24 protein-coding genes and 1 pseudogene are annotated in these 25,633 nt (G+C 52.9%); 19 read left to right on the top strand and 6 right to left on the bottom strand.

Annotated elements, in window-relative coordinates:
* Positions 1-46: 46 nt before the first annotated feature.
* Positions 47-946, bottom strand: coding sequence for a LysR family transcriptional regulator (locus MKZ07_RS17210; RefSeq protein WP_036701597.1), 900 nt, complete (start codon positions 944-946; stop codon positions 47-49).
* 413 nt (positions 947-1,359) lie between these two features.
* Here MKZ07_RS17210 and MKZ07_RS17205 point away from each other — a divergent pair, with 413 nt between their 5' ends.
* The 7 genes from MKZ07_RS17205 (at position 1,360) to MKZ07_RS17175 (ending at position 8,734) form a co-directional block, all read left to right on the top strand.
* Positions 1,360-2,025 carry a succinate dehydrogenase cytochrome b558 subunit gene (locus MKZ07_RS17205; protein ID WP_036701595.1) on the top strand — a complete coding sequence of 222 codons (666 nt, stop codon included), beginning with the start codon at positions 1,360-1,362 and terminating at the stop codon, positions 2,023-2,025.
* 223 nt (positions 2,026-2,248) lie between these two features.
* Positions 2,249-3,991 carry a succinate dehydrogenase flavoprotein subunit gene (sdhA, locus tag MKZ07_RS17200; RefSeq protein ID WP_036701593.1) on the top strand — a complete coding sequence of 581 codons (1,743 nt, stop codon included), beginning with the start codon at positions 2,249-2,251 and terminating at the stop codon, positions 3,989-3,991.
* A gap of 38 nt (positions 3,992-4,029) precedes the next feature.
* Positions 4,030-4,794 carry a succinate dehydrogenase iron-sulfur subunit gene (gene sdhB, locus MKZ07_RS17195; RefSeq protein WP_036701591.1) on the top strand — a complete coding sequence of 255 codons (765 nt, stop codon included), beginning with the start codon at positions 4,030-4,032 and terminating at the stop codon, positions 4,792-4,794.
* Between the two features lie 276 nt (positions 4,795-5,070).
* Positions 5,071-5,904: a DUF3891 family protein gene (locus tag MKZ07_RS17190; protein WP_051494078.1), complete on the top strand. Its 834-nt coding sequence runs from the start codon at positions 5,071-5,073 to the stop codon at positions 5,902-5,904.
* Positions 5,905-5,977: 73 nt separating this feature from the next.
* Positions 5,978-6,913: a metallophosphoesterase gene (locus tag MKZ07_RS17185; RefSeq protein ID WP_036701589.1), complete on the top strand. Its 936-nt coding sequence runs from the start codon at positions 5,978-5,980 to the stop codon at positions 6,911-6,913.
* Between the two features lie 52 nt (positions 6,914-6,965).
* The gene (locus MKZ07_RS17180) at positions 6,966-7,508 is read left to right on the top strand and encodes a GNAT family N-acetyltransferase (protein WP_051494077.1); all 543 of its coding nucleotides are present in this window, start codon (positions 6,966-6,968) and stop codon (positions 7,506-7,508) included.
* A 485-nt stretch (positions 7,509-7,993) separates the two neighbouring features.
* Positions 7,994-8,734 (top strand): NADPH-dependent oxidoreductase, encoded by a 741-nt coding sequence (locus MKZ07_RS17175; protein ID WP_341028033.1) that lies wholly within the window; start codon positions 7,994-7,996, stop codon positions 8,732-8,734.
* Positions 8,735-8,950: 216 nt separating this feature from the next.
* On the opposite strand, the gene MKZ07_RS17170 is transcribed toward MKZ07_RS17175, so the two are convergent.
* Positions 8,951-9,760 (bottom strand): histidinol-phosphatase, encoded by an 810-nt coding sequence (locus MKZ07_RS17170; protein WP_036701587.1) that lies wholly within the window; start codon positions 9,758-9,760, stop codon positions 8,951-8,953.
* Between the two features lie 45 nt (positions 9,761-9,805).
* A complete protein-coding gene (locus MKZ07_RS17165) occupies positions 9,806-10,708 on the bottom strand; it encodes a LysR family transcriptional regulator (RefSeq protein WP_036701586.1) in 903 nt (300 codons plus the stop codon).
* A gap of 386 nt (positions 10,709-11,094) precedes the next feature.
* On the opposite strand from MKZ07_RS17165, the gene MKZ07_RS17160 reads away from it, so the two are divergent.
* The 5 genes from MKZ07_RS17160 (at position 11,095) to MKZ07_RS17140 (ending at position 15,979) form a co-directional block, all read left to right on the top strand.
* Complete coding sequence (locus MKZ07_RS17160) at positions 11,095-11,550, top strand: chemotaxis protein CheX (RefSeq protein WP_036701585.1); 456 nt, start codon at positions 11,095-11,097, stop codon at positions 11,548-11,550.
* 28 nt (positions 11,551-11,578) lie between these two features.
* Positions 11,579-12,355: an SDR family NAD(P)-dependent oxidoreductase gene (locus MKZ07_RS17155; protein WP_036701584.1), complete on the top strand. Its 777-nt coding sequence runs from the start codon at positions 11,579-11,581 to the stop codon at positions 12,353-12,355.
* A 174-nt stretch (positions 12,356-12,529) separates the two neighbouring features.
* Complete coding sequence (locus MKZ07_RS17150; RefSeq protein ID WP_036701582.1) at positions 12,530-14,014, top strand: DEAD/DEAH box helicase; 1,485 nt, start codon at positions 12,530-12,532, stop codon at positions 14,012-14,014.
* Positions 14,011-14,757 (top strand): ABC transporter ATP-binding protein, encoded by a 747-nt coding sequence (locus MKZ07_RS17145; RefSeq protein WP_036701580.1) that lies wholly within the window; start codon positions 14,011-14,013, stop codon positions 14,755-14,757. The genes MKZ07_RS17150 and MKZ07_RS17145 overlap by 4 nt, the downstream gene beginning before the upstream one ends.
* A gap of 1 nt (position 14,758) precedes the next feature.
* Positions 14,759-15,979 carry an ABC transporter permease gene (locus MKZ07_RS17140; RefSeq protein WP_341026731.1) on the top strand — a complete coding sequence of 407 codons (1,221 nt, stop codon included), beginning with the start codon at positions 14,759-14,761 and terminating at the stop codon, positions 15,977-15,979.
* Between the two features lie 212 nt (positions 15,980-16,191).
* On the opposite strand, the gene MKZ07_RS17135 is transcribed toward MKZ07_RS17140, so the two are convergent.
* Positions 16,192-16,305 (bottom strand): YjcZ family sporulation protein, encoded by a 114-nt coding sequence (locus tag MKZ07_RS17135; RefSeq protein WP_209875980.1) that lies wholly within the window; start codon positions 16,303-16,305, stop codon positions 16,192-16,194.
* A gap of 158 nt (positions 16,306-16,463) precedes the next feature.
* The gene (locus MKZ07_RS17130) at positions 16,464-17,765 is read right to left on the bottom strand and encodes an aminotransferase class I/II-fold pyridoxal phosphate-dependent enzyme (protein WP_036701574.1); all 1,302 of its coding nucleotides are present in this window, start codon (positions 17,763-17,765) and stop codon (positions 16,464-16,466) included.
* Positions 17,766-17,988: 223 nt separating this feature from the next.
* Here MKZ07_RS17130 and MKZ07_RS17125 point away from each other — a divergent pair, with 223 nt between their 5' ends.
* The 7 genes and pseudogenes from MKZ07_RS17125 to MKZ07_RS17095 all read left to right on the top strand — a co-directional run bounded on the left by MKZ07_RS17125 (position 17,989) and on the right by MKZ07_RS17095 (position 24,693).
* Positions 17,989-18,774: a helix-turn-helix domain-containing protein gene (locus tag MKZ07_RS17125; RefSeq protein ID WP_036701557.1), complete on the top strand. Its 786-nt coding sequence runs from the start codon at positions 17,989-17,991 to the stop codon at positions 18,772-18,774.
* A 382-nt stretch (positions 18,775-19,156) separates the two neighbouring features.
* The gene (gene gpmA / locus MKZ07_RS17120) at positions 19,157-19,906 is read left to right on the top strand and encodes a 2,3-diphosphoglycerate-dependent phosphoglycerate mutase (RefSeq protein WP_036701556.1); all 750 of its coding nucleotides are present in this window, start codon (positions 19,157-19,159) and stop codon (positions 19,904-19,906) included.
* A 247-nt stretch (positions 19,907-20,153) separates the two neighbouring features.
* On the top strand, positions 20,154-20,663 hold the full coding sequence (locus MKZ07_RS17115; protein ID WP_341026729.1) for a DUF2569 domain-containing protein: 510 nt from the start codon (positions 20,154-20,156) through the stop codon (positions 20,661-20,663).
* 376 nt (positions 20,664-21,039) lie between these two features.
* Positions 21,040-21,510 (top strand): annotated as a pseudogene (locus MKZ07_RS17110) (PTS sugar transporter subunit IIA); the annotation flags it as partial.
* A 40-nt stretch (positions 21,511-21,550) separates the two neighbouring features.
* A complete protein-coding gene (locus tag MKZ07_RS17105; RefSeq protein WP_036701552.1) occupies positions 21,551-22,384 on the top strand; it encodes a PRD domain-containing protein in 834 nt (277 codons plus the stop codon).
* 95 nt (positions 22,385-22,479) lie between these two features.
* Positions 22,480-23,907 (top strand): PTS transporter subunit EIIC, encoded by a 1,428-nt coding sequence (locus MKZ07_RS17100; protein ID WP_036701551.1) that lies wholly within the window; start codon positions 22,480-22,482, stop codon positions 23,905-23,907.
* A gap of 36 nt (positions 23,908-23,943) precedes the next feature.
* On the top strand, positions 23,944-24,693 hold the full coding sequence (locus MKZ07_RS17095) for a ChbG/HpnK family deacetylase (protein ID WP_036701549.1): 750 nt from the start codon (positions 23,944-23,946) through the stop codon (positions 24,691-24,693).
* 76 nt (positions 24,694-24,769) lie between these two features.
* Here MKZ07_RS17095 and asd read toward each other — a convergent pair whose 3' ends face one another.
* The gene (gene asd, locus MKZ07_RS17090; RefSeq protein WP_036701546.1) at positions 24,770-25,561 is read right to left on the bottom strand and encodes an archaetidylserine decarboxylase; all 792 of its coding nucleotides are present in this window, start codon (positions 25,559-25,561) and stop codon (positions 24,770-24,772) included.
* Positions 25,562-25,633: the final 72 nt, after the last annotated feature.

The raw sequence follows: 25,633 nt of genomic DNA, 5'->3' as shown, positions 1-25,633 counted from the left end.
CGTAGCATTACGGAAGCTTGCCGGGTGATTGCTGTGTTCCCCGCTGCTACTCGCGGCTGTTTAGGAAGACATCCTCCGTTACCTGCACCAGGCAGCGTGCTGCCGTGCTGAGTCCGCCGCTGCTCTGGTAGATGAGGCAAGTGGTCCGCTGCGTCTGCTCCAGCTCCTTGATGTGCAGGGAGACCAGTCCCCCGCCGTTCAACAGCTCCGGACGCAAGTAAGAGTTCGGCAGCAGGGCCGCAGCTTTGATCGTCGGCAGCAGGCGGACGATGGCCTCGAAGGAGTCGATCTCCATCCGTACATCGGGATCAACCCCGCAGCGCTGGAACAGATCATCTGTTGTCCGGCGGTACCAGGTTCCCTTGGAGAAAAGAATCATCGGCAGCCGGGAGAGATGCTCCATGGTGAGCCGCGGTGTCAGGGTCAGCGGATGCTGCTCGGAGACGACCAGCCGGAGCTGGTCCTCGAACAGCGGGATGCAGCGCAGCCCCGGCTCCTGAACCTGGGAGGCGATGATGGCGACATCGCATTTGCCTTCGCTGACAGCGGTGACCATCTCATGAGTCTTCCCGGTGATGAGCTTCAGCTCGGCTGCCGGATATTTCTCTGTGTATGCTTTTACCAGGGGAGGCAGGGTTGTCTGCAGCGTGGTCAGACTGGCCCCCAGCGTCACGAGCTGCGGCTCGCCCTCCTTGAACTTCGATAACGCTTCCAGGAACTTGGAACGCTGCTGCCGCTGCTCCAGCGCATAGGTGTAGGTAAGGCGGCCAACCTCTGTAAGCTCCAGGCGCTTGCCGAAGCGGTTGAACAGGGCGACGCCGAGCCGCTCCTCCAGCTTGGAGATTTTGCGGGAGAGGGCCGGCTGGGACAGGTTGAGCTGGCGCGAGGCCCGGTTCAGGCTGGAGTGCTCCACCACCGCAGCAAAAGCATCTAAATCATCATACATTCATAGTGCTCCTCTCTTCCAAATCCCATACAACTGTGATAAAAGGCATAGCCGATGAGCCAAGGTTCTCCTGATGTGCAGGAAGACAACCCTAAATTGTAAGTTATTAATGAAGCTAAATGAGAATTATTATCATATTAAAAATATTCTTATGCAATTATTGTATAACGATTAATAATTAGATTGCAATTCCCTTATAAGCAAAAAAAGAGTAACATGAAAAGTGACACAAGATATTCACATATTGTGAATTATTCAGCAAAGTCCGGGAAAACAATGGATAGTGGTGCAAACAGACTATTAGCTGGTAAATTAAGCCTGCCGCTGCCCTGTTTCAACTGTACTCCCGGCGGTGTATGCTCTTTAAAAAGACTTGTGAAAACGCTGTTTTATATGGAAAGGGGACACTTTGCATGAGAGGATTTTATTCCAGAAAGATTCATTCCTTGCTCGGCGTTATCCCGCTCGGGGCATTCTTCCTTGAGCACATGCTGACGAACTTCGCAGCAGTAGAGGGTGGCGCTTCTGGTTTCACAGACAGTGTGCTGTGGCTGAACAGCCTGCCGCTGGTCTTCTTCCTGGAATTGTTCGGCATCTGGCTGCCGCTGCTGTACCACGGAGTATACGGCTTGTACATCGCGTACCAGTCGAAGCCGAACCTGAACCGCTACAATCTTGAGCGCAACTGGCGTTATACGCTGCAGCGGATCACCGGAGTCGTCACCTTCATCTTCATTGTCTGGCATCTGTGGGACACCCGCGTCCAGGTAGCACTCGGCAAGGTGGAGCATGATCAGCTTGGCGGAGTGATGCATAACATTGTGACCCAGCCGCTCTTGATGACTCTCTATATTGTCGGAATCGTGGCTGCCTGCTTCCATTTCTCCAACGGTCTATGGTCGTTCCTGATCAGCTGGGGGATCACGGTGGGTCCGCGTTCGCAGAGAGTATCATCCGTACTTTGCCTCGGTATTTTCGTTATCGTTACCTTCATGTTCGTCCTGTCGCTGGTCACCTTCCGTAACGATGAATTCCAAACTGCCGCTACGGCGATGCAGTCCCTGCGCAGTTTTATTTAAGAATACACTGGTGTGTGGAAGCGGTTAACTTATACTGCTGACACCACTTAGGAGCGGATATTCCGCAATACTAGAGCGTATGCTTCCGAAGCGAGTTTTGTACGATGAGGAGTCAGGAAGCAAACGCTCACAAAACTTAAGCCTATGCTTCCGAAGCAAGTTTTGCTGCACAGCTATCTCGAAGAAGCGGATCTTCCGCAAAACTTTTAGGAGGGGAACAATCATGGCATCAGCCGATATCATCATCGTGGGCGGCGGTCTGGCCGGCCTGATGGCTACCATTAAGGCCGCTGAATCCGGCGCGCATGTACATCTATTCTCACTGGTCCCTGTCAAAAGATCACATTCCGTCTGCGCGCAAGGCGGCATCAATGGCGCCGTGAATACCAAGGGCGAGGGCGACTCGCCCTGGGAGCATTTCGACGATACCGTCTACGGCGGCGACTTCCTGGCCAATCAGCCTCCGGTGAAAGCCATGTGCGAAGCGGCACCAGGCATTATTCACCTGATGGACCGGATGGGCGTAATGTTCAACCGCACCCCTGAGGGGTTGCTCGACTTCCGCCGGTTCGGCGGAACAAAGCGCCACCGCACAGCCTTTGCCGGGGCGACTACCGGTCAGCAGCTGCTCTATGCACTGGATGAGCAAGTGCGCCGCTGGGAAGCGGAAGGCCTGGTTACCAAGAGCGAGAACTGGGAATTCCTCTCGGTGATTCTGGATGACGAGCGGGTCTGCCGCGGCATCAGCGCCCAGAATCTCAAGACGATGGAGATCCAGACTTTCCCGGCGGACGCGGTCATTCTGGCCAGCGGCGGTCCGGGGATTATTTTCGGCAAAACGACGAATTCGGTCATCAACACAGGAACCGCAGCAAGCGCCGTGTATCAACAGGGTGTGCATTATGCGAACGGGGAATTCATTCAGATTCACCCGACGGCGATTCCCGGCGATGACAAGCTGCGGCTGATGTCGGAATCGGCGCGCGGTGAAGGCGGACGGATCTGGACCTATAAAGACGGTAAGCCGTGGTACTTCCTAGAAGAGAAATATCCATCGTACGGTAACCTGGTGCCGCGCGATATTGCTACCCGTGAGATTTTCAATGTGTGTGTGGATCAGGGGCTGGGCATTAACGGCGAGAACATGGTCTACCTGGATCTGTCGCATAAGGACCCGAAGGAGCTTGACGTCAAGCTGGGCGGGATTATTGAGATCTACGAGAAGTTCATGGGGGATGATCCCCGCAAAATTCCGATGAAAATCTTCCCGGCGGTGCATTATTCGATGGGCGGCATGTGGGTCGACTATAATCAAATGACGAATATTCCCGGCTTGTTCGCGGCAGGGGAATGTGAATATCAATACCATGGGGCCAACCGTCTTGGAGCGAATTCGCTGGTCTCTGCCATTTATGGCGGAATGGTCTCCGGCCCGAAGGCTGTTGAATACATCAAGGGCCTTAAGAAATCGGTGCAGGATATCTCCTCAACGGTGTTCGACAGCTTCCACAAGACGCAGACCGATAAATATGAGTCGCTGCTCGGGATGACTGGCACAGAGAATGCTTACGTGATCCATAAGGAGCTTGGCGAATGGATGACGGCGAACATGACCGTGGTGCGTGAGAACAAGAAGCTGGAAGCGACGATCGGCAAAATCAAAGAGCTGAAGGAACGCTACAAGAATATCAATATGAGCGACACTTCGCGCTGGAGCAACCAGGGGGTAGCCTTCACCCGCCAGCTGTGGAACATGCTGGAGCTGTCAGAGGCGATGACGCTTGGAGCCCTCCTGCGCAATGAGAGCCGGGGCGCACATTATAAGCCGGAATTCCCGACGCGTAACGATGAGGAATTCCTCAAGACCACCAAAGCCGCCTGGACAGCAGACGGCCCGCAGATCTCCTACGAGGAAGTCGATGTATCGCTGATTCCTCCGCGCGTGCGGGATTACTCGAAGGACTGACCGGTTAGACTAACCAAACTTTCTAGGAGGTAACTGACATGGCGGAAACAGCAGCAGCTCCCAAAAATGTGAAATTTATTATTACCCGCCAGGATGAACCGGAGACCAGCCCCTATACGGAGGAGTTCGAGCTTGCCTACCGTCCGGGGATGAACGTAATCAGTGCGCTGATGGAGATTCAGCGGAATCCGGTGAATGCGAAAGGCGATAATACGGTTCCTGTATGCTGGGAATCCAACTGTCTGGAAGAGGTATGCGGCGCATGCTCCATGGTCATCAACGGCAAGCCCCGTCAGGCGTGCGCAGCGCTGATCGACAATCTGGAGCAGCCGGTGCGCATTGAGCCGATGAAGACCTTCCCGGTCGTGCGCGACCTGGTGATTGACCGCAGCCGGATGTTCAACGCCCTGAAGCGGGTCAAGGCCTGGATTCCGATTGACGGCACGTATGATCTCGGTCCGGGACCGCGTATGCCGGAGAAGAAGCGCCAGTGGGCATACGAGCTGTCCAAATGCATGACCTGCGGCGTCTGCCTGGAGGCTTGCCCGAATGTCAACGAGAAGACCGACTTCATCGGACCGGCAGCCATCTCGCAGGTGCGGCTGTTCAACGCTCACCCGACAGGTGAGATGAACGCTGAAGAGCGGCTGGATGCGCTCATGGAAGACGGCGGCATCGACGGATGCGGCAACTCGCAGAACTGTGTGCGGGCCTGCCCGAAGGGCATTCCGCTCACAACCTCCATTGCCGAGATCAACAAGCAGACAACCAAGCATATGTTCAAGCGCTGGCTGGGTGTCTGACCATTTTTCAGACCATTCGTCTATAAGCACAATCGTAGCAGGCCATTCAGTGTTATTACTGGGTGGCCTGTTTGGCTGTGCACGGCTGAACAAGAGGTACAGATGTGTTTCTGGGGGGCCGCAAAAAGGGTACATGTGTAGACAACCTGTAATGAAGAGCCTGAAGCTGCATAGAATAGCCATACGTCCGCAGGTTCCGATAAATATAGGTGAATATGTTATAATCTACATAGCTGAAGATAACCGTCTGACAGCGGATAACGGGGAGGAATGACTGTGATTTGCCGTGAACAGGATGGAACGCTTGTAATGACGAAGCAGCATGAGCACGGGCTGCTGGCCGGAGAATTTGCGAAGTGGTTCAAGGAAGAGCATACGCCCGCGGAAGGCCGCCGGGCTGAGGTATTGTGGGCAGTAAGCAACCATGACCGGGGCTGGATTGATCTGGATGAGACACCGTTCTGGAATGATGCAGAGGGACAGCCGTACAGCTTCCTCGATTTCCCGGTTGTGCCGAAGCTGACCTTCTATAGACGGGGAATCGATGAGGTGGAAGCGGAGACGCCATACGGGGCGCTGCTGTGCAGCTCGCATTTTGAACGGTTAATTGAGGTGTCGGGTGAGGAGTGCCCGGAGCTGACACAATATCTGGAGGGTGAAGCGGACCGCCGGGCGCGTATCCACCGGGAGCTGGAGCAGAGCAAGCCGCTTGAAGAAGGCGAGCTGTATTATGACGCCAGACTGCTGCAATTCTGCGATGATCTGTCGCTGTTCCTGGCGCTGAGCAAGCCGGGCAGCGCCGAATCCGAGAAGCACCCCTGGTTCGTAGACGGCTTCTCCGGCAGTGAGGAGTTCAGCTTCACCTCCGGCCGTGCCATTGAAGCGGAGTGGCAGGACAGCGCTACGCTGACCCTGACTCCGTTCCCGTTCACGCAGGAGGTTGAAGTGAGCTTCAAGCAGCGGCGGGTCAGCCGGGCGGACATTAAGGATAAGGGAATTGCCCTCGCCTACCGTGAAGCTCCTGAGGAAGAATGCCGGATCAAGGTAGTTAGCGGACCGGAGGAAGACACACCTGTGAAGTCCGGGAGCAGCCAGCGTGCTGAAGGGTAATCCGACGATATATAATCCACTGCGGACCTAATGGAATAGATTAGAGTTAGAGTACAGAAAGGAGACACTCCCTATGAGCAAAAAGCCGTTCGGGGGCTCTCCCGGGCGTACGGTTCCTGCTGCTACGAATGGAGCGGGAATAGGCCCCCCGAAGCCGGAAGGCCGGGGCGGCCGCAAGATGACCCGCCGCCAGTTCCTGGCCCGTGGGGCAGGAGCGGTGGTCGGGGCGGGTCTCCTCGCCGGCGGCTATGCCTGGCAAGGGGAGCCGAACTGGTTAGAGGTGACCCGCCGGGAGCTGCCGCTTGCGGAGCTGCCGTCCGCGTTCGCCGGGACCCGGCTGGTCCATTTCAGCGATGTGCATCTGGGCTTCAATAAGGATGCGAAGGATCTGGCCCGGCTGACGAAGCATATCAAGGATGAACAGCCGGATCTGATCTGCTTCACCGGGGATATCGTGGATAGCTATGCCGAAGATCTGACCGACTCAGTCCCCCTGCTGGCAGAGCTACAGGCCCCGCTTGGAAAGTATGCCATCCTCGGGAATCATGATTATAAGAATACGGAGCTGCTGACCCGTCTGTTGACGGAGGCCGGATTCCGCGTCCTGCGGAACGAGTCTTATCTGATTAAGCAAGGCGGAGCAACGATTGCCGTAGCAGGACTGGATGACATGCTGCACGGTAAGCCGGACCCGGAGGCAGTTGTCCGGGATATTCCAGACGGCATCTTCACGGTGCTGCTAATGCATGAGCCGGATTACGCCGAGGTGGCGGAAGCCTATCCTTTTCACCTTCAGCTCTCAGGTCATAGCCATGGCGGTCAGATTCGTCTGCCGCTGGTCGGCGCGCCGTTCACGCCTTACGGATCTAAGAAATACATAGACGGCTTGTATTATACAGAGAATAAGGCGATGCCGGTGTATGTGAACAGGGGCTTCGGTGAGACAATGATGCCGCTGCGCTTCCTGTGCCGCCCGGAGCTTACCGTGCTGACTCTGCGCCGGGGGTAGCCGGACTGCAAGAGAGGGGCACCGTAGGCGAGAGAAGAAGAGGGAGAAGTTCATGAGCACTTATGAGATGATCATGGGGATGTCGCTGCAAGGCTCTAGGGTGGAACTGAAGAATATGGCGTCCGGCGACGGAGCGCTGCTGAAGTCGCTGCTCTCCCACCCGGAGGTACAGCCGCATATTCAGCTGCGTCATGCATCGACTTCCCGGCAGGGCGTACTGGATAAGCTGGTGACCCGGATGCTGCACGGCTATGATCCCGGCGCGCTGCATGCAGGAATCTATATCTTAGGCCAGCCGGAGCTGATCGGATCAGTCTCCCTTCAGAACTGGAACCGGCAGGAAGGCCATGCCGTGCTGGGCTATATGCTGAATCCGTTGTGGTGGGGTCGCGGATATGCGACTGAGGCACTGGGATTGCTGCTGGGCTACGGTTTCAGGGAACTTGGCCTGAAGAGAGTCGAGGGGCGCTGCCGGGGGGATAATTACCGGTCCGCCCAGGTCATGCTGAGGAACGGCCTGACCCTGGAGCGGACCCTGCCGATGGCGGACGGCTCGGGCGATGTAATGAAAGTATTCACATTGTTACACAAATGAAATAATGCCGTTATCAAACTCTAACAGTCAGCGGTTAAACTAAGTACATGACCCCCTTTTGAAAATATAACTGCTGTTGGGACCCGATGATTCGGGTCCATTTTTTTTGGGCGTGTGCGGGCATGGGCTCCTGATGAGAGGGATAAATCCCTTTGGATTGGCCGGAAGTGGGCTGGACGAGGAGATGAGGAGCATTAGTGCACCTGAATTCGTAGATAGTTGGCTAAATGGCCGAATGAGGAGCATTAGTGCACTTGAATTCGTAGATAAATGGCTAAATGGCTGAATGAAGAGCATTAGTGCACTTGAATTCGTAAATAGTTGGTTAAGTGGCTGAATGAATAGCATTTGTGCCCCTGAATTTGCAGCCACCATACTTGCGGTATCGAACATTGTGTGCTGGCAGTCTCCAAGGGGATTGGGCTATGATAGTGTACATGGATATGATAAGTATAGATGGGGGAGGAAATGAACCTTTGAATGATGTGATTAGATTACTTATGAACCACCGTTCGTTCCGGAACTATAGCGGGCAGGCGGTGGAGCCTTGGAAGCTGAAGACGATTATTGAGGCAGCCCAGGCGGCACCCTCTTGGGTGAACGGCCAGCAGGTATCGATGATTGCGGTACGCAGCGAGGAACGCAGGCAGCAGCTGTCGGCGCTGAGCGGCAACCAGAAGCATGTGGCGGAAGCGCCGGTATTTCTGGTGTTCTGCATGGACTTTCACCGCGCGAAGCTTGCGGCGGAGCTGGAAGGCCAGCCGTTCGAAACGGCTGCGGATGTAGACGCGCTGCTCGTTGGAGCCACGGATGTCGGCATTGCACTAGCGAACGCCGTAGCTGCCGCCGAGTCGTTGGGGCTGGGGATTATCCCCATTGGGGGTGTGCGCCGTAACACGGCAGGAGTAATTGAGCTGCTGCATTTGCCAGAGTATGTATTCCCGGTGGTCGGACTCTGCATTGGCTATCCGGAGGGAGAACAGCCGAAGAGTTCACGCCTGCCTATAGCGGCGGTATACCATGAAGAGGTCTATAACCCAGATCAGCAACACTTGATCGAAGAATATAATGAGACCCACCGGGAGCTGCTCAAGTCCCAGGGGCTGACGGAGCGGAGCTGGACCAGCATGATTGCCCGCTTCTACGCTCTGAATCCGCAGTATGGGGACTCGCAGCGTACGCTGAGGCAGCAGGGCTTCACTTGTGTGAATCTGAATAAGGAGTAACTAGTTAACATCTGGAGGAATGCAGATCCTCCCGGGATCTGCGGCTCAGTCGGTGGGCAGGTAGCTGTTAGATGCTAGTGAAGAGTTGGAAGGTAGCAGCTAACAGTTTGTCTCTGATTCTCTAATAGTATCGCCTTAGCCCAATAGAAACCCCGCCTTGCAAGTCTGGTGCAGACTTTGGCAAGGCGGGGTTTTTTAAATGAATTATGTGTCTGCCTATAACGCGACCTTAACCTTCTCGCGCCGCTTGTAATAGACCCAGTATTCGAATCCAATCTCCTTCAGCCGCGCAGCCACCTGATTGCGCTGGTCGGCGACGCGGGCAGGGAGATGGGCATCGGAGCCGAAGCTGACCTCCACGCCGAAGTGCAGGGCCCGCTCCAGAATCTCATCGGAAGGGTACCAGCCGCCGCACAGCTTGGTGCCGCCGGAGGTGTTGATCTCGATGGCCGGACCACATTCGCCGATCACGCGCAAGGCTTCGTCAATTTCCTTGGGAGCAGCGATCTCGGAGAAGGGCGGATAGTTGCCTTTCATGGCATCGATATGGCCGAGAATCTGGAAGATGCCGCTGCGTGCGGATTCCGCAATTAGCCGATAGTACTCGCTTTTGGAAGCAAGCCTCTGCGCGGGGGCAAGCCCCTTCCAGCGTCCCTGGTTGAAGATACTGACCTCCTCAACATGATGCACAGAGCCGATTACATAATCGAACGGGTAGGCGGCGTAGGTCTTGCGGTACAGCTCCGCATGCTCCGGGAAGAAGTCGGATTCCATGCCGAGCAGGACATCAATGCGGCCTTCGTATTCTTTTTGCAGCGACAATACTTCCTCCACATAGTGGACCAGCTCGGACTTGGCCATGGCAATGCGCGGAAAAGCCTGCTCAGACGGGCTTCCGAAGTAAGGCGAATGATCGGAAATACCGATAACATCCAGCCCCGCCGCTATTCCGGCTTCAATATAATCCCGGATCGTGCCGTCAGCATGGCCGCAGCGGAAATGATGGGTATGCAGGTCGAACTTCATAATGGGAACATCTCCTTAGGCTAATATGGCTAAATAGGGTGCAGGTTACTCTGAGCCGATGAACTGGGTCTCGGGCATTCCCTTAAGGTCGCTCAGGAACTGCCTCATCGCAGAGTTGACATACTTGCCGGACTTGGTAATAACACCTACAGGATGGGTAACCTCAAGCTCGATGATCGGGACGATGCGCAGGGTTCCGCTTCTGACCTCGGCAGTGACCGATTGCTTGGAGATGACCGCCGCTCCCAGATCAAGCTCGACCATCCGCTTCACTTCCTCACTGCTGGTCAGCTCCATAATCACCAGCGGCTGAATACCGTGCCTTGCCAGCACCTCATCGACAAATTTCCGGCCGACTGTATCCGGTGAGAGCAGAATGAGCGGGATGGTGCCCAGTGCCTCGATCCCGGCTGTTTTGACCTGGGCCAGCGGATGGCGGGGCGAAACAACCAGTTCGAAAGTATCATAATACAGGACCGAGGTCGTCATTCCCGGATTGCGGCCGATCAGATAGCCGATGCCGACATCCACAATACCGTTCTCGACCTGCTGGTAGATCTGGGAGGAGGACATGGATGAGATCGAGGTTTTGATATGAGGGAACTGATCCTGGAAATAGGAGAGCACCCTGGGGAGAATCTGGATGGCGATGGAGGTGGTGGTACCGAGAATAATATGCCCTTGGGGATTCTCTTCCAGATCGGCAAGGCGCTGCTTAAGCTCATCTACGATTCCGACAATCTGTTCCGCGTGGGCGAGGAAGACCTTGCCCCTGTCCGTCAGCGTAACCGGCTGGTTCCGGTCAACAAGCTGGGTTTTGAACTCTTCCTCCAGGCTTTTGATCTGGGCCGAGACTGCCGGCTGCGTCAGGTTGAGCAGCTCGCCCGCCTTGCGGAAGCTCATGGTTTTGGAGATGGTGATCAGTGTTTCGAGCTGGCTGATATTCATGGACTGTCCCCCTTATGGCTACCGGATGGTGCCGCCGTATATTTGTACAAACAGGGAAAGCCGCAGCTTTCCGGAGGGCGTATGTGCACATGCAAGCTTTCAGAATTAGAGTCTGCAAGCCGCGGATTCTGACAAAGTAGATAGGTACAAGGGTCGCTGTGAGTGCTGCACTCGGAGGGTGTGACGCCGCAGATCTTACGTTTATTGATTAAATTATAGGAGATTCCTCCCGGGAGGGCAATGTTGAGCTCCAAACTATCTTTAGAAATCATTCGACAAGACCATTAATTTTTGGTGAATAATGCCGATATATGAAGTATAATAAATTTTATTGCTTAGGACTTTTGGTATATGACTAAAGACTGGTCGAGGGGGACAGCACTTTCATGAAAGCAGAAGTAATTAATCCGTTTCTAGAGTCTGCGCGCATTGTAATTGAACAGGTGATCCAAGTCTCGCCGTCCACCGGTATGCTGGGGATTAAGGATATTGAACTGATCGATAATCATATATGGATTCAAGTGGGAATGACAGGTCAGCTCAGCGGGAATATTATCTTCGGGATTGCCGAACCGGTCGCACTTAAGATGGTGTCGGCCATGATGGGCGGTTATGTAATTACGGAGATGGATGAGATGGGCCAGAGCGCCATTTCCGAGCTGGGCAATATGATTAGCGGCAATGCCAGTACTATTCTCTCCAATCAAGGGGTGTCCGTAGACATTACCCCGCCGAAGCTGATGAAGTCGGAGAGCATGTCCATACTGCCGCGCAAAGCGCTGAGTATTCCTCTTGTGATGGAAGGGATCGGCGAGCTTGATATTCAGGTTATGATCTCTTAGGCGGATAATCGGGAGTTGAATCTATTCCATGGCATTACAAGGCAAGATTGTGGTAATTACAGGAGCTTCCAGCGGGATTGGCGCGCTTACGGCGCAGATGCTCAGCGGGCACGGGGCGGTTCCCGTTCTGCTGGCCCGGTCCAGGGACAAGCTGCAGGCTGTTGCGGCGGGCATCCAGGGCGAGCATGGGCTGTTCGTCTGTGATGTGACCGATGAGGCGGCAGTGAAGCGTACCTTTGCGGAGATCCTGGAGCAATACGGCAGAATTGACATTCTGCTCAATAATGCCGGTTACGGCAAGTTTGCGGCTTTTACAGAGATGGAGTCTGAAGAGTTCGCCGATATGATGGATGTTAACTATATGGGAATTGTGCGCTGCACCAAGGCTGTCGTTCCTCATATGCTTACGCGCGGCAGCGGTCAGATCGTGAATGTGGCTTCCATGGCCGGCAAAATCGGAACCGCACGCTCAGTGTCCTACACGGCCACCAAGCATGCCGTTCTCGGCTTCACCAATGCGCTCCGCCAGGAGCTGCGGAAGAGCGGTATTATTGTCTCGGCTGTGAACCCTGGACCTATCGCCACCGAATTCTTCAAGACCGCCGACCCCTCCGGTAATTATGAACGAAGCGTAAGCCGGATCATGATGACGCCGCAGCATGTGTCCGCGAAGATCGTCAAGCTGATGGACAAGGGAAGAGAGGAAGTGGACCTGCCCGGTCTGGCAGGCTTCGGCATCCGGCTCTATGGGCTGTTCCCGCGGCTGGCAGACAAGCTGACCTATAACCTGATGAACAGAAAATGAATAAATTGTAGTTTCGATGTGTGGCGTGAACGACTTGTCCCCCTTTGGTATACAGGATGGTATGACCGTTTAAATACGGTTCGGACTTAGATTTTATGGCCTTCCATTTGGTGGAGAGGCCTTTTTGGCATATAATGAACATATTATCTTAAGTGAAAAGGATGAAACCCTATTATGAATAAAGCTTCTTTTGCGGCTATCGGCATCCAGGAAGACCTTGCTGCCCGGTTGTCTGAATTCGGCATCACCGAACCATCCCCTGTACAGGAGCAGACGATTCCGCTTCTGCTGGAAGGAAGAGATGTTCTGGCCGCATCCCAGACAGGAACAGGCAAGACACTGGCTTATCTGCTGCCGCTGCTGCAAGGGATTAACCCGGACTCGAAATCGGTGCAAAAGCTGGTGCTGGCGCCAACTCAGGAGCTGGCGATGCAGATTCTCCGTGAAGCGGAGCGCTACGGTGCACACCGTGGCATCCGCGCCATAGGACTGATCGGCGGGGCGGCGATCAAGCGCCAGATTGACAAGCTGCGGGAGCATCCGCAGCTGGTGGTAGGCACCCCGGGACGCATACGTGAGCTGATCGGGCTGCGCAAGCTCAAGATGCATGAGGTGAGCACGATTATTCTCGATGAGGCGGATCAGATGTTCCAGCTTAGCGGTGCGGGCGAAGTGACGAAGATCGTCAGCAGCGCGCTGCGTACGCGGCAGCTGGTTATGCTGTCGGCCACGATTGGACCGGAGACCCGTCTGCTGGCGAACCGGGAGATGAAGAATCCGGCGGAGGTGGGCATCGACCCCGGCATGATGACTGCCCAGAGCCTCGAACATCACTATGTGGTGTGCGAGGAGCGGAACAAGATTGATATGCTGCGCCGGGTCATCCGCCACTATAAGCCGGACCGGGCCATTGTCTTCGTGAACGCGACGGATGACATCGCCGAGGTGACAGCGAAGCTGAACCACCTGGGCCTTCCGGCCGCAGCGCTGTACGGCGATGCCGACAAGGTGACGCGCGCTAACGTGCTGACCCGCTTCCGGGACGGCAAGCTCAAGGTCCTGGTCGCCAGTGACGTAGCGGCGCGGGGCCTGGACATTGAGAATCTGACGCTTGTCGTCAGCTTCGATCCTGCCTTTGACTCCGAGCACTATGTCCACCGTGCCGGACGGACCGGGCGCATGGGTAAACGCGGCTTATCCGTAACGATCGTTACGGAGCAGCAGACGTTCATCATGCGCAAATTCGCCCGCGAGCTGGATATCCAGCTGGACGAGCGGGAGATGGCCTTCGGCAAGGCGCTGGCGGAAGGCGGACGCGCCGAGCTGCGCAGCGGCGGCACGAAGGAGCGCCGCGAAGGGGCTGAACCGCGCGGCGGCATTGCAGCGCGCACCGGCAAGCCGCAGGTGCGGACCTCTGCGGCTGGAACAGCCGGAGGGACGGGCGGCGACGCGCCGGCAGGCCAGCCAGGCCCAGCGCCTGGCGGCAGTGGCGTTACGGTGCGGCGCGAGCAGCACCGCCCGGGAGTGAGCGCCGGCACGCGCAGCGCGGCGGGGCCGGGGGGCAAGGCCCGCAGCCAGGCGGAGCGGGACAAGAACCGCAAGAATAAAGGAGCCCCGAAATGGCTCAAGAACAAAACCCCGAGAGGTGACGGTCAATGAATACAGCTCCCGTATTGGAAATTACGGGCCTCAGCGGAGGCTACAGCCTGAACAAGCCGGTGCTGCATGACATCGGCCTGCAGGTGCAGCCCGGTGAGATGGTTGGGTTAATCGGACTGAATGGTGCGGGCAAGAGCACCACAATGAAGCATATCCTGGGGCTGATGTCCCCCCATAAGGGTGAGATTACGGTACAGGGGAAGACGCGCAGCAGCGATCCAGAGAGCTACCACAGTGCGCTGTCCTTCGTGCCGGAATCCCCTCTGCTCTATGAGGAAATGACGGTTCGTGAGCATGTGGAATTCACAGCCAGAGCGTATGGCGTGGAGCGCAGTGATTATGAATCACGCACCAGCCAGCTGGCTGCACTCTTCAATATGGAGGACAAGATGGATACCTTGTCCTCCCATCTGTCCAAGGGCATGAAGCAGAAGGTGATGATCATGTGCGCGTTCGTAGCGCGCCCGGCCCTGTATGTCATCGACGAGCCGTTCCTCGGCCTCGACCCGCTGGGTATCCGCTCCCTGCTGGATTTCATGCTGGACCTGAAGAAGTCCGGAGCTTCGATTCTGCTCAGCTCGCATATTCTCTCCACGATTGAGAACTATTGTGACCGGTTCATCGTGCTGCACGGCGGTAAGGTGATTGCAGAAGGGACCCTCGCCGAGATGACCGCGAAGGCAGGGCGGCAGGGCTTGAATTTGGAGCAGCTGTTCTACGAGCTGGTTCAAGGAGGGAAATGATATGGATTTGAAGGAGCTGCGCCGGCAGCGGCGCAGCCGGTTCACGGGAAGCCTGGTCCCTTATATGGGATATATCATTCAGAGCGGTGTTGCCATGGTGTTCCTGCTGGTGCTGATTATCTTCTCCGCCTGGTACACAGCGCTGCTGCGCGATATTCCGACTGGCATACCGATCCGCTGGATTATGTTCGTCCTGTTGGTGCCTGCGGCGGTACACAGCAGCTTCCGGACGTATCTGCAGACCCCGGATACAATCTTCCTGCTGCCGCAGGGCCACCGGATGAGAGAGTATTTCGCCCCGTCCTGGGTTAGCGGCAATGTGTGGAAGATTCTGCGACTAGCCTTTATCCTCATTACATTATGGCCGCTGTACATACGCACCGACGAGTCACCCCGGGGTTTGCTGGCTACCCTGCTGGTGCTGATTCTGGTCAAGCTGTTATCCAGCTACGGGTTATGGCGGGAGACAGCGATGCTCTCCCGCCCCGCTGCGGCAGGCTATAACCTGCTGCGCTGGGCAGCCGGCGGTCTAATGGTTGGGGCATGGCTATGGCAGCCGTCCATGCGCGCTCTGATCTTCATCCTGATTCTGGCCGCAGCCTATCTGGCCGCACTGGCTGTTCCCGGACGGCATGCTGTTCCGTGGGAACGCCTGATCACTATGGAGAAGAACCAGGGAACCCGGGCGCTGATGGTCCTCGGCTGGTTCGTCGATGTTCCGGGACGCGAGCAGCGGGTCTATGCCCGCCGTTATCTGTCGCGTTGGGGCAGCGGGCTCAGCTGGCAGCGGGATTCCGCCTACCGGTTCCTCCTGACCAAAAGCTTTGCCCGTGGTGACGTCTTCGGCATCGTCCTGCGGATGGCGGTGCTGGACCTGTTCCTGGTGTGGATGATGAAGGACAGCTATCTCGGCAGCGGCATCTATGTATTCTTCCTCTTCCTGATGGGCATTCAGCTGACGGCGCTGCGCAAGCTGCACAGCGAATCGTTCTGGCTGACCGTCTACCCGCTGCCGGAGGGCAGCAAGGGCAAGGGAACGATCCAGTTTGTCTTCCGGGCCCATCTGGTCCTGGCGCTGCTGACCGGATTGCCGCTCCTGCTTCAGGCCGGGCAGCGGCCGCTGGAAGTACTGTCTACCTTCGCCTGCGGATTCCTGCTCGCGTATCTGTTCAAGGTAAGCTCCGCCCGCAAGGAAGCGCGTGCGGATGAAGACGACCTGTAGAACGGATTGCAGCAGCAGACAAGGCGTCACCCGCAAGCGGGTGTGCTTATAACAAATGGCCTCAGGCTCTCGCGAATGCGGAGTCTGAGGCCATTTTCAGAAGAAAAGAATGTATAATAGGGAATTCCCTCTTCATCTCAGGTGGTGCAGGGAATGCTATAACACGTGGATCGGAGAGAGCGCGCAGCTCCCTCCAGGGGACTCACTCCCTGTTAGACAAAGAGTGAACGGCTGATGATGACCAGCAGGATAAAGAGAACCAGAATGGCTCCAGTGCTTGTGAACCCGCCGCCGTATCCGTATCCGCCTCTAACTTCTTCGCTCATTGTTCATTCCCCTTTCGCGTGTGAGTGTGTTGTACTTGAGTACATCGTATTGTATGTGCGGAGGGCAGAACGTGTATAGGCCAATGCCGTAGCACCGGGCAAAAAAAATCAGCCCCGTAATTCCGGGGCTGATGAACGTATTCAAAGGCTGCTGTATATCAGACCTTCTCCAAATCACGGATGCCTGCATAGACGAGATCGAACAGATCTTCCAGCTGATCCTCCTCGATACAGGAGAAGGCAATGCGCAGGTCGCTCTCGCCAAGGGCGATGGTGCCCAGGCCGTAGGTGTGAATCAGGTGAAGCCGCAGATCTTCCGCAGAGACGGTAAAGAGCTTCAGGCACATGAAGTACCCGGAGTTGAACGGATAATAGGTCCACACATCATCGCCGTATTTACCGCTGTCCAGCAGCGCCTTCACTTTGTTGGCCCGGCCTTTCATGATCTGGAACTTCTCTTCCTTCTGTGCAGCGAATTCCGGTGCCTTCAACGCGTCGAGCACGAAGGTCTGGGACGGATGTGCGCCGCTGGAGATGGTAGCCCGGATAATACCGAGGGTTTTTTGTTCCAGCGCTGCCAGCAGCTCCTTGTCCTCCGAAGCGTAGGTGATGAAGCCGACGCGGAAGCCCCAGACGAATTCTTCCTTGGTAGCTCCGTCAATCTTGACCGCCAGCACGCGCGGATGCAGGTTCGCCAGCTTGCCGAACAGGGATTCCTTGAGCGAATCCTCGAAAAAGAGTCCGAAATAAGCATCATCGCTGACCACTACCACATTAACGCCTGCTTCGGCGGCACGCAGGATAGCGGCAACAATAGCCTCGCCTTCTGCAAGGCCGGGCGTATATCCGGTTGGATTATTCGGGAAGTTAAGCAGGACGATGGCTTTGCCGCGGTCCTTCTGGGCCAGCAGGGCATCCAGCAGCCCTTCGCTGTTGAAGCTCATGTCCTCCGTGAAGAGCGGGTAATTCACGGTTTCGGTCAGCCGGCGGATGCCGAAGGTCAGCTCGTAGTTCTCCCAGTTTTTGTCCGGATAAATGACGACATCCCCTTGCTCTGCGAACAGATCGGCAACGATGCTAAGCCCGTGGGTCAGCGCATTCGTGACGATTGGATTACTGAAAGACTTGCCTTCAAGCGACGGATTCTCACGCAGCATCTTCTCCCGCCAGACGGCGCGAAGCTCCGGCTTGCCTGCTGGAGGCGCATAGCCGTACAGGTCTTTGGGACTGTAGGCGGAGAGTTTATCCTGGATTACGCCAAGGTGCATCGGCAACCCGTTCTCGGTAGCAATCCCGATAGTGGCGTTATACTTTTTAGCATGAGCCGTTGCCTCTGCGGATTGGCTCAGAATCCCCTCTTTGGGAAAATAGATCGCTTTACCGAGACTCGAGAGCATATCGTATACATGTTCATTGCCTGCCTTGATGCTGTCATTCAATTGTCCAGCCAGTGGATTCATCAGTTTCATCCTTCCGGTATTCTTCTGGGATATATACGTTAACATTGCCTAACATTATAACACCGTGGATTGCCGCCGTCACTGAGTAATGCGGTGATTTGATAAATAGTTTTGGAATCCGGCGGCGGTCTGCTTCATTGCGTCATGCGGAAGATGTACAAACAGGAACCGGACAAGGTATTATGAAAAGTAAGCTAACGCTACATCTATAGGAGGGAACGATATGCTTCATGCATCGCCATCCTCTTTTGTCATCCTCCCGGCCCTGGCGAAGATTGTCTGTGAACCGGGCTGGAAATGGCAGAAAAGAGAGAAGCCGCTGCAAAACTATGACTTGTTCTATGTCTGGAGTGGAGAGGGTACGGTTGTGCGTAACGGCGTGCCCTATCAGGTGGGGAAGGGAAGCTGCTTCCTGTTCCGGCCGGGGGATTATACCAGTGCCACACATAATCCGCAGAAACCGCTTGTCATTACATATATTCACTTCGATGTGACGGAGGAGGTCACGGAGCTGCCGGCCCCTTACCATGAGCTGACCGAGACGGTGGAGTTCGAGCATCTGCTCGCCCGTTATGTCCGGCTGTTCCTGGTGCAGACCTATGCGGCGGAGGAGGAAGGCCGTCTGATTCTGAAGCAGCTCATGATTCATCTGCTGCGGCAGGATCAGGCGAGGCCGGTCGAGCGCCATGTCAGCAATCAGCTGGCGGAGGTGATCCACGAGGTCGCCAACTATGTCAGCCAGCATCCCGGGGCCGCGCACCGGGTAGAGGACCTGGCCGCCCGGGCGGGGCTGTCCCCGCGTTACTTCTCAATCAAGTTCAAGGAGATCACCGGCTCCTCGGTCCAGTCCTATGTGATCCGCGCACGGATCGAACGGGCCCAGCATCTGCTGCTGTATGCGGGCATGAATGTCACGGAGGTCGCAGATGCGCTCGGCTACCGTGATATCTTCTTTTTCAGCCGCCAATTCAAGCAGCATACCGGGAAAAGCCCGTCAGAGATCCGCTGAAGCAGCGGGGGGAGTATCGTGCTGAGTGTGGTGTAGGTATTTCGGGTGCTAGGTGTGCTGTGTGTGCCATGTGTGCTTGATGTGCTATGAGTGCCATGCGTGCTATGTGTGCTATGCGGACCGAGCGGACCTTATTGTGCGAAAAAGTCACTTATTCCCCACGCTACGGACTCAGGGGCCGTTATCTGACTGATTGGGGCTGAAATAGAGGAGTATAGGCAAACTTAAGAGCATCTGTGTCCGCTTGCCTGCGTGATCAGGCAGAATAGCTGAAATAGCGGCTTTCCAGTCCGCAAGATAGGCCTGAAGTTGAAGCGGACACTGCTCTGTGACAGAATAGAAGCAAGAGAAGCCAATCATACACGGGAGAAGGAGAATACTTATGTACGAAATCGTTCTGATACGGCATGGTGAGAGTGAATACAACCGGCAGAATCTGTTTACGGGCTGGAGTGATCCCGATCTGACGGAGAAGGGCGTGGAGGAGGCCATGAAAGCGGGCCGGCTGCTGAAGGAGAACGGATACACCTTCGATCTTGCATTCGCTTCGGTGCTGAAGCGTTCAATCAAGACGCTGAACTATATTCTGGATGAGATGGACCTGCTGTGGATTCCGGTGCAGAAGTCGTGGAAGTTGAATGAGCGCCATTACGGGGCGCTGCAGGGCCTCAGCAAGAGCGAGACCGCTCTGAAATACGGTGAGGAGCAGCTCCATATCTGGCGGCGCAGCCTCTCCGTCCGGCCTCCGATGCTGGAGTCGGATGACCCACGTTATGCGAGACACGATGTCCGCTACAAGGAAGTGCGTCCGGGTGACATCCCGCGCGGCGAGAGCCTGGAGGATACCGTACACCGGGTCGGTGATTTCTGGACCAACCGGATTGTACCGCTGATCCGCAAGAAGGAGCGGGTCCTGATCTCGGCGCACGGCAACACGCTGCGGGCCCTGATCAAGTATATGGAGGATATCGACGAGACCGCGCTGCTCGACCTCAACATCCCGACCGGCGTCCCGCTCGTCTACAAGCTCGACGACGATGTGAAGCCGATCAGCCGCTTCTATCTCGGCGAACCGGAAGAGGTGCAGCAGAAGGCGCGTGAGGTGGCGAATCAGAGTAAGGTTACGGAGTAACCGGAGCAGCGCTGCGTTCAGCTTAGGCTATATAATAAAGGGAGTATTCCAGCCGATATGGGGGTTGGGGTACTCTTTTTTTTTGAAAATTTAAGTAATTATCCTTCTATTTCTCGCTGAAGCGGTACCGTCCTTTAAAAGGATGATAATGCCGTGTTCACTTAGTATTTTACATAATTTGTAGTAGAGTGTAAGGGGAAATATGTATATTCTTGTTAAGGCTACACTATATAAGGAGGAACAAATTGTGGAAATAAATGTACAACCTGCTTCACCCCAAACCTATCCACCGCTACGCCCGTCAGGTCTCGGAGGCTGGCTGGTGCTGGTGCAGATCGGGTTAGTCGCAACATTATTTCAAGTGTCGTTACAGCTGATTAACTACAATATTCCAAGCTTCGGCCGGGAGTATTGGGATCTTCTGGCATCCCCGCAAGGGGAAATGAACCATCCGCTCTGGGCGCCGGCCTTTATATTTGAAGCCGCTGTGAACGGAGTGCTGCTATTGCTGACTATTTTTACTTTGATTTTGTTTTATCAAAAAAAGGCACGCCTGCCGCGCATGATGATTCTGCTCTATTCCGTCAACCTGCTGATAGGGATCATTGACTATGTGCTCGTGATGAATATTCCTGTTGCCAGTGAGCTGCAGGATGGAAGCAGTATGCGTGATCTGATTAGAGCGGTATTCACCTGTGCGTTGTGGACAGCCTACTTCCGGAAATCGGAGCGCGTAAGGTACACCTTTATCCATTAAAAAGGTCCGGGTGATGCCGGCATCTGAAATCATTTAGAAGCTGGAGGGTATTATTTCGCACAATTATAATTAACAAAAAGAAAACGCATACTTATCTCTTGCCAAACGAAATTTAGTATGATATTTTAAATGTGGGCTTGTTACTGAAAAGGCATAACCCAGGACATGTATGCTATTACATGTTTTGGGCTATGCCTTTTTGTATTCTTCGAGACCTAAGGAGTCTAAGAGGTTAGTTCAAACTAAAAAGGGATATGTTAAAGGAGAGGCTATCATGAATGATCATAAGTTATCTGTAGAGAAATTAGACAAGAAAAAAGGGTTGTTTAATAAATTTATTGATAAAATTTCTGGCACATCAAAAGAGGAACCGGTAGAAACGAGTACAGCGGCTGATACGATTATAGGCAGCCCAATGAAAGGGCAAGTGGTTCCTCTCAGTGCTGTAAAAGATGAAGCCTTCTCTTCAGAAGCACTGGGGAAGGGGGTTGCGATCGTTCCAACCGAAGGAAAAGTCTATGCTCCCGTTGATGGGATCATGACAAACATTTTTCCATCTGGTCATGCTCTTGGTATTACAAGTGTAAAAGGCGTCGAGGTTTTAATTCATGTGGGCCAGGATACTGTGAAATTAAAGGGCAAACATTTCAAACCCGTGGTTAAGCAAGGACAGCCGGTGAAGAAGGGGGATTTACTGCTAGAGTTCGACATAGATGAGATTAAAGCGGCTGGATTTGATATAACGACACCGGTTATCATTTCTAATACCGCTGAGTTTTCCGGAGTTCATGAAACCGATAAACTTACGATTGATTACAACGAGCAATTGCTGCTAGTCGCCATCTAAATGATGCCCTGCAACTAAGCTACTGAAGGTGGGGTTGCTGATGAAAGTGATTAAGAAAATTAACAACAACGTAGCTCTATGCTTGGATGGCAACAATAAGGAATTAATCGCCTTTGGAAAAGGAATAGGATTTCCGGAAATGCCTTATGAAATTACAGATTTAAGTCAGATATCCATGACATTTTATCGGATTGACAATAAGCTTTATAACTTTATTCAGGAGATTCCGGAGAATGTGTTTGAAATTGTGGCTCTAATCGTAAAAAAGGCTCAATTAGAAATAAAAAGCAACCTGAATCCCAATCTTGTGGTTGGTCTCTCTGATCACATTAACTTCGCGCTCATCCGTATGCAAAATTATAAAAAAATGCAAATGTTGTTTTCTTATGATGTGCAACAGCTGTATCCAAAAGAAACTGAGCTTGGAAGATATGCAGTTAAGCTTATTCAAGAGAGACTATTTGTAACCTTACCTGATAGTGAAATTACAAATATTGCGATGCATTTTGTTAATGCACAAGAAGAAAGGGAGCCAGATGAAGGAACCGCTGCAGAGGCTCTGATTTTAGAAATAGCTGATCAGATCGAAAATTTTTATTCGATTACAATTGATAGAAATGACTTCAATTATAATAGATTTGCCATGCACCTGAGATACTTTCTAAAAAGAGTAAACAATAAATCACAGTTCAAAGATGATAAAGCTTCCTTCATGCAAGAAATTAAAAATTCAAACCCACAGGTTTATGAATGTGCCTATAAGATTGGAGATTTTATTAATCAAAGGCTAGACTCTAAAAGTACAGAAGATGAGATTTTGTACCTGATGATGCATATTTACCGGATTGTCCGAAATACGAAAATTGAAGACTAGGGATTGTAACTCGTAATGGAGGCATTACCCAAAGCTATGTGAGTGCGTACTCATATTAGCTTTGGGTTTTTTTATTAAAATAAGGAGTGATCATAATGGCTCAAAACGAAAAAATTGAAAAGACAGCAAGTGAAGTATTAAAAGCAGTTGGAGGGAAAGACAATATTACCACGGTTACACATTGTATGACTAGACTGCGGTTTAACCTCAAGGATGAGAGTATACCAAATGCGGAAGATATCAAAAAGATTCCAGGTGTTTTAGGTACTGTGAATGCAGGAGGACAATTCCAAATCGTGATTGGGCAGACGGTTGACCAAGTCTACAAATCTTTAACTTCAAAGGGTGGAATGGCGAATGTTGTAGAAGCCGACGAAGATTCTGTAAAACAGAAAAAACAAATAACTTTAAAATCCATTGGAAGTGCTGTCCTTGACGCTATTGCCGGTTGTCTCACGCCTTTGATCCCGCTTCTGCTGGCCGTCTCTATGTTTAAGTTACTAGTAGCTGTACTGGGTCAAAATATGCTTAATGTCCTTAATGAATCCAGTGATCTATACACTTTGTTAACCCTTGTTGGAGATGCAGGATTCTACTTCTTCCCGGTTGTGGTCGGTTATACGGCTGCTAAGAAGTTCGGTGCCACACCAGTGTTAGCTATGTTTTTAGGTGGTATTATGATTCATCCAACCATCATAGATATTGCGACTAAAGGTACTGCTTTTTCCGTACTGGGAATTCCAAGTAAAATTCAAAATTATTCCAGTACCATTTTGCCGGTCATCATGTCTGTATGGGTGATGTCCTACATTGAAAAATTCATCAAAAAACATCTCCCTAACACCCTAAAGAGCATTTTGGCACCCTCGCTAACTATTTTTATTATGCTTCCAATTGCTCTTACAGTGCTTGGACCGGTAGGATCTTTCTTAGGGAGTTATATCAGCAATGGACTATTAGGCTTATCTGGTGTAACAGGATTTCTTGGAGTTGCAATTATTGCCGCACTCTATGAGTTCCTCGTAATAAGTGGAATGCATCTTGTGTTAATCACTACACTTATTCTCGCTTTTTCTACGAATGGACATGAGGCTTTGGTTATGCCTGCTGCGATTGCAGCCAGCCTTGCTGTGGCGGGCATGTGTTTGGGGGCAGGACTTCGAATTAAGGAGAGGGAACAACGTAATCTATCCGTAGGATTTTTTGTAGCCGCAATTATTGGTGGAGTTACCGAACCTGGCCTTTATGGTGTAGGTATGAGGTATAAACGTCCGTTTATAGGAATGATTATCGGTGGATTTGCGGGTGGTCTCTATGCAGGTCTAACGGGGGTAACCGCGTATACCTTTATTCCGGTAGCAAGCTTTCTATCTGTCTTTGGCTTTGTCGGGGGGCCTATGTCCAATCTGGTGAATGGTATTATTTCAGCAGTGATTGCCTTTATAGTTTCCACAATCGCTACTTATTTTTTGGGTTTCAAGAAAGGCGATCCGCTTATTACGAGCAATGCCGACAATCGTTAAGAGGAATCATTGTATTGAATGTGAGGGGGACTTGAAATGAAAAAATTATTATTAAGGGCTGATGATCTAGGCTACTCCGAAGGAGTTAATTACGGTATTGCTAAAAGTGTAAAAGACGGCATCATTGGAAGTGTGGGAGTAATGCCCAATATGCCGGCTGCTGTGCACGGGCTAGAACTGTTAAAGGATGCAGATGTTTGCTTGGGGCAACACACTAATGTATGTCTTGGCAGACCGCTCACTCCTCCCGACTTAATACCAAGCATCACAAATAAAAACGGGGAATTTAAATCATCGCGTGAATACCGCCAGACCGAAGAAGACTTTGTCGTTCTTGATGAAGTCATCCTTGAAATTGAAGCTCAATACCATAGATTTGTCGAGCTTGTTGGTGAACCTCCGCGTTATTTTGAAGGTCATGCCGTTTTCAGTGCTAACCTCTTAAAAGGTCTGGAAATCGTCGCGGAAAAGTACGGTCTTAAATATTCTGGATTTTCTATGGATGATAATCCTGTAAAGATTGGAAGCAAGGATGTTTTATTTCATATGGACAGTATGAAGCCTGATTATGTTCCTTTTGAGTCTTTAAGATCCGCTATGAAAAATGCCGAAAAAGATGAATACCATATGTTTATCTGTCATCCTGGCTATGTGGACGGATATCTTTTGAAAAACTCGTCTCTCACCTTGCCAAGGCCATTGGAAGTAGATATGTTATGCGATCCCAAGACAAGAGAATGGCTGATTGAAGCAGGAATAGAGCTAATTACTTATGATGAACTATAAAGCTCTTAAAGTTAAATATAAAAAGGACTTCGGGCTTATTCTGCCTGAAGTCCTTTTTTTAAAGAAAATGTTACTGTCAAACCGGCCGCCGCATCTCTCCCAGCAGCTCGCCCATCTTCACCTTCATGTCCGGAGCAAGCCCGGGGCGCGGGGTGAAGGTGCCGCTCTCCATCAGCAGAACTACCGTGGAACCGAATTCGAAATATGCCAGGTCATCGCCGCATTGCCACTCTCTGGCCGTCTCGTCGGTGTAGCGGATACTGCTCACATTCATTGCGCCTACCTTGACCACGGCGGTCTCGCCATGGCTGCCGGCTATATAAGTAATCAGCCGTTCATTGCGGCTCAGGACACTCTTCATATGGCGCATGCCGAAATCATTCACGGGGTAAGCCCGGCCGCGGATATAATCGCTCTCCCTCAGCTGCCCGGTTAACGGGGAGTGAATCCGGTGATAATCGGTAGGGCTTAAGTAGAGGACGAAATAATAGCCTTTCTTGTACAGTTCAAGGTGTGGTGAGTGATTAAGCAAATCCTCCAGCGTATAATCCTGCCCCTTCACATTCATTATCGTGCCGCAGTTGATTTCGCCCATTGCCGTAATCATAGCGTCTACAGGACTGGCTACGGCATGCTCACCGCTGGCCACCGGGCGCATTCCCGGCTTCAGGCGGCGGCTGAAGAATTCATTCAGTGTACGGTATTCTCCGGCAGTCTTCTCCGCCTCGGCGGCAGGAATCTGATAGGAACGAATAAATACCGGAATCATAAGGCGGCTGAGTCTGCTGTGGGATAAAGCCCCCATCAACCTGGAAAGCCATCTGTGCGAGGATAGCTCGGTCATCAGCCGCAGCAATTGTTTAACCATGCCCATCTCCCTTCCATCATGCAGCAGTAAAAATCCCGTGCCAAGGGACTCCACCCGCTCTGCATTATATTG

Source organism: Paenibacillus sp. FSL P4-0338 (assembly GCF_038002365.1).
GTDB lineage: Bacteria > Bacillota > Bacilli > Paenibacillales > Paenibacillaceae > Paenibacillus_AQ.
The sequence above is the reverse complement of the archived record's forward strand: the minus strand, read 5'-3'. Positions and strand labels throughout refer to the sequence as shown.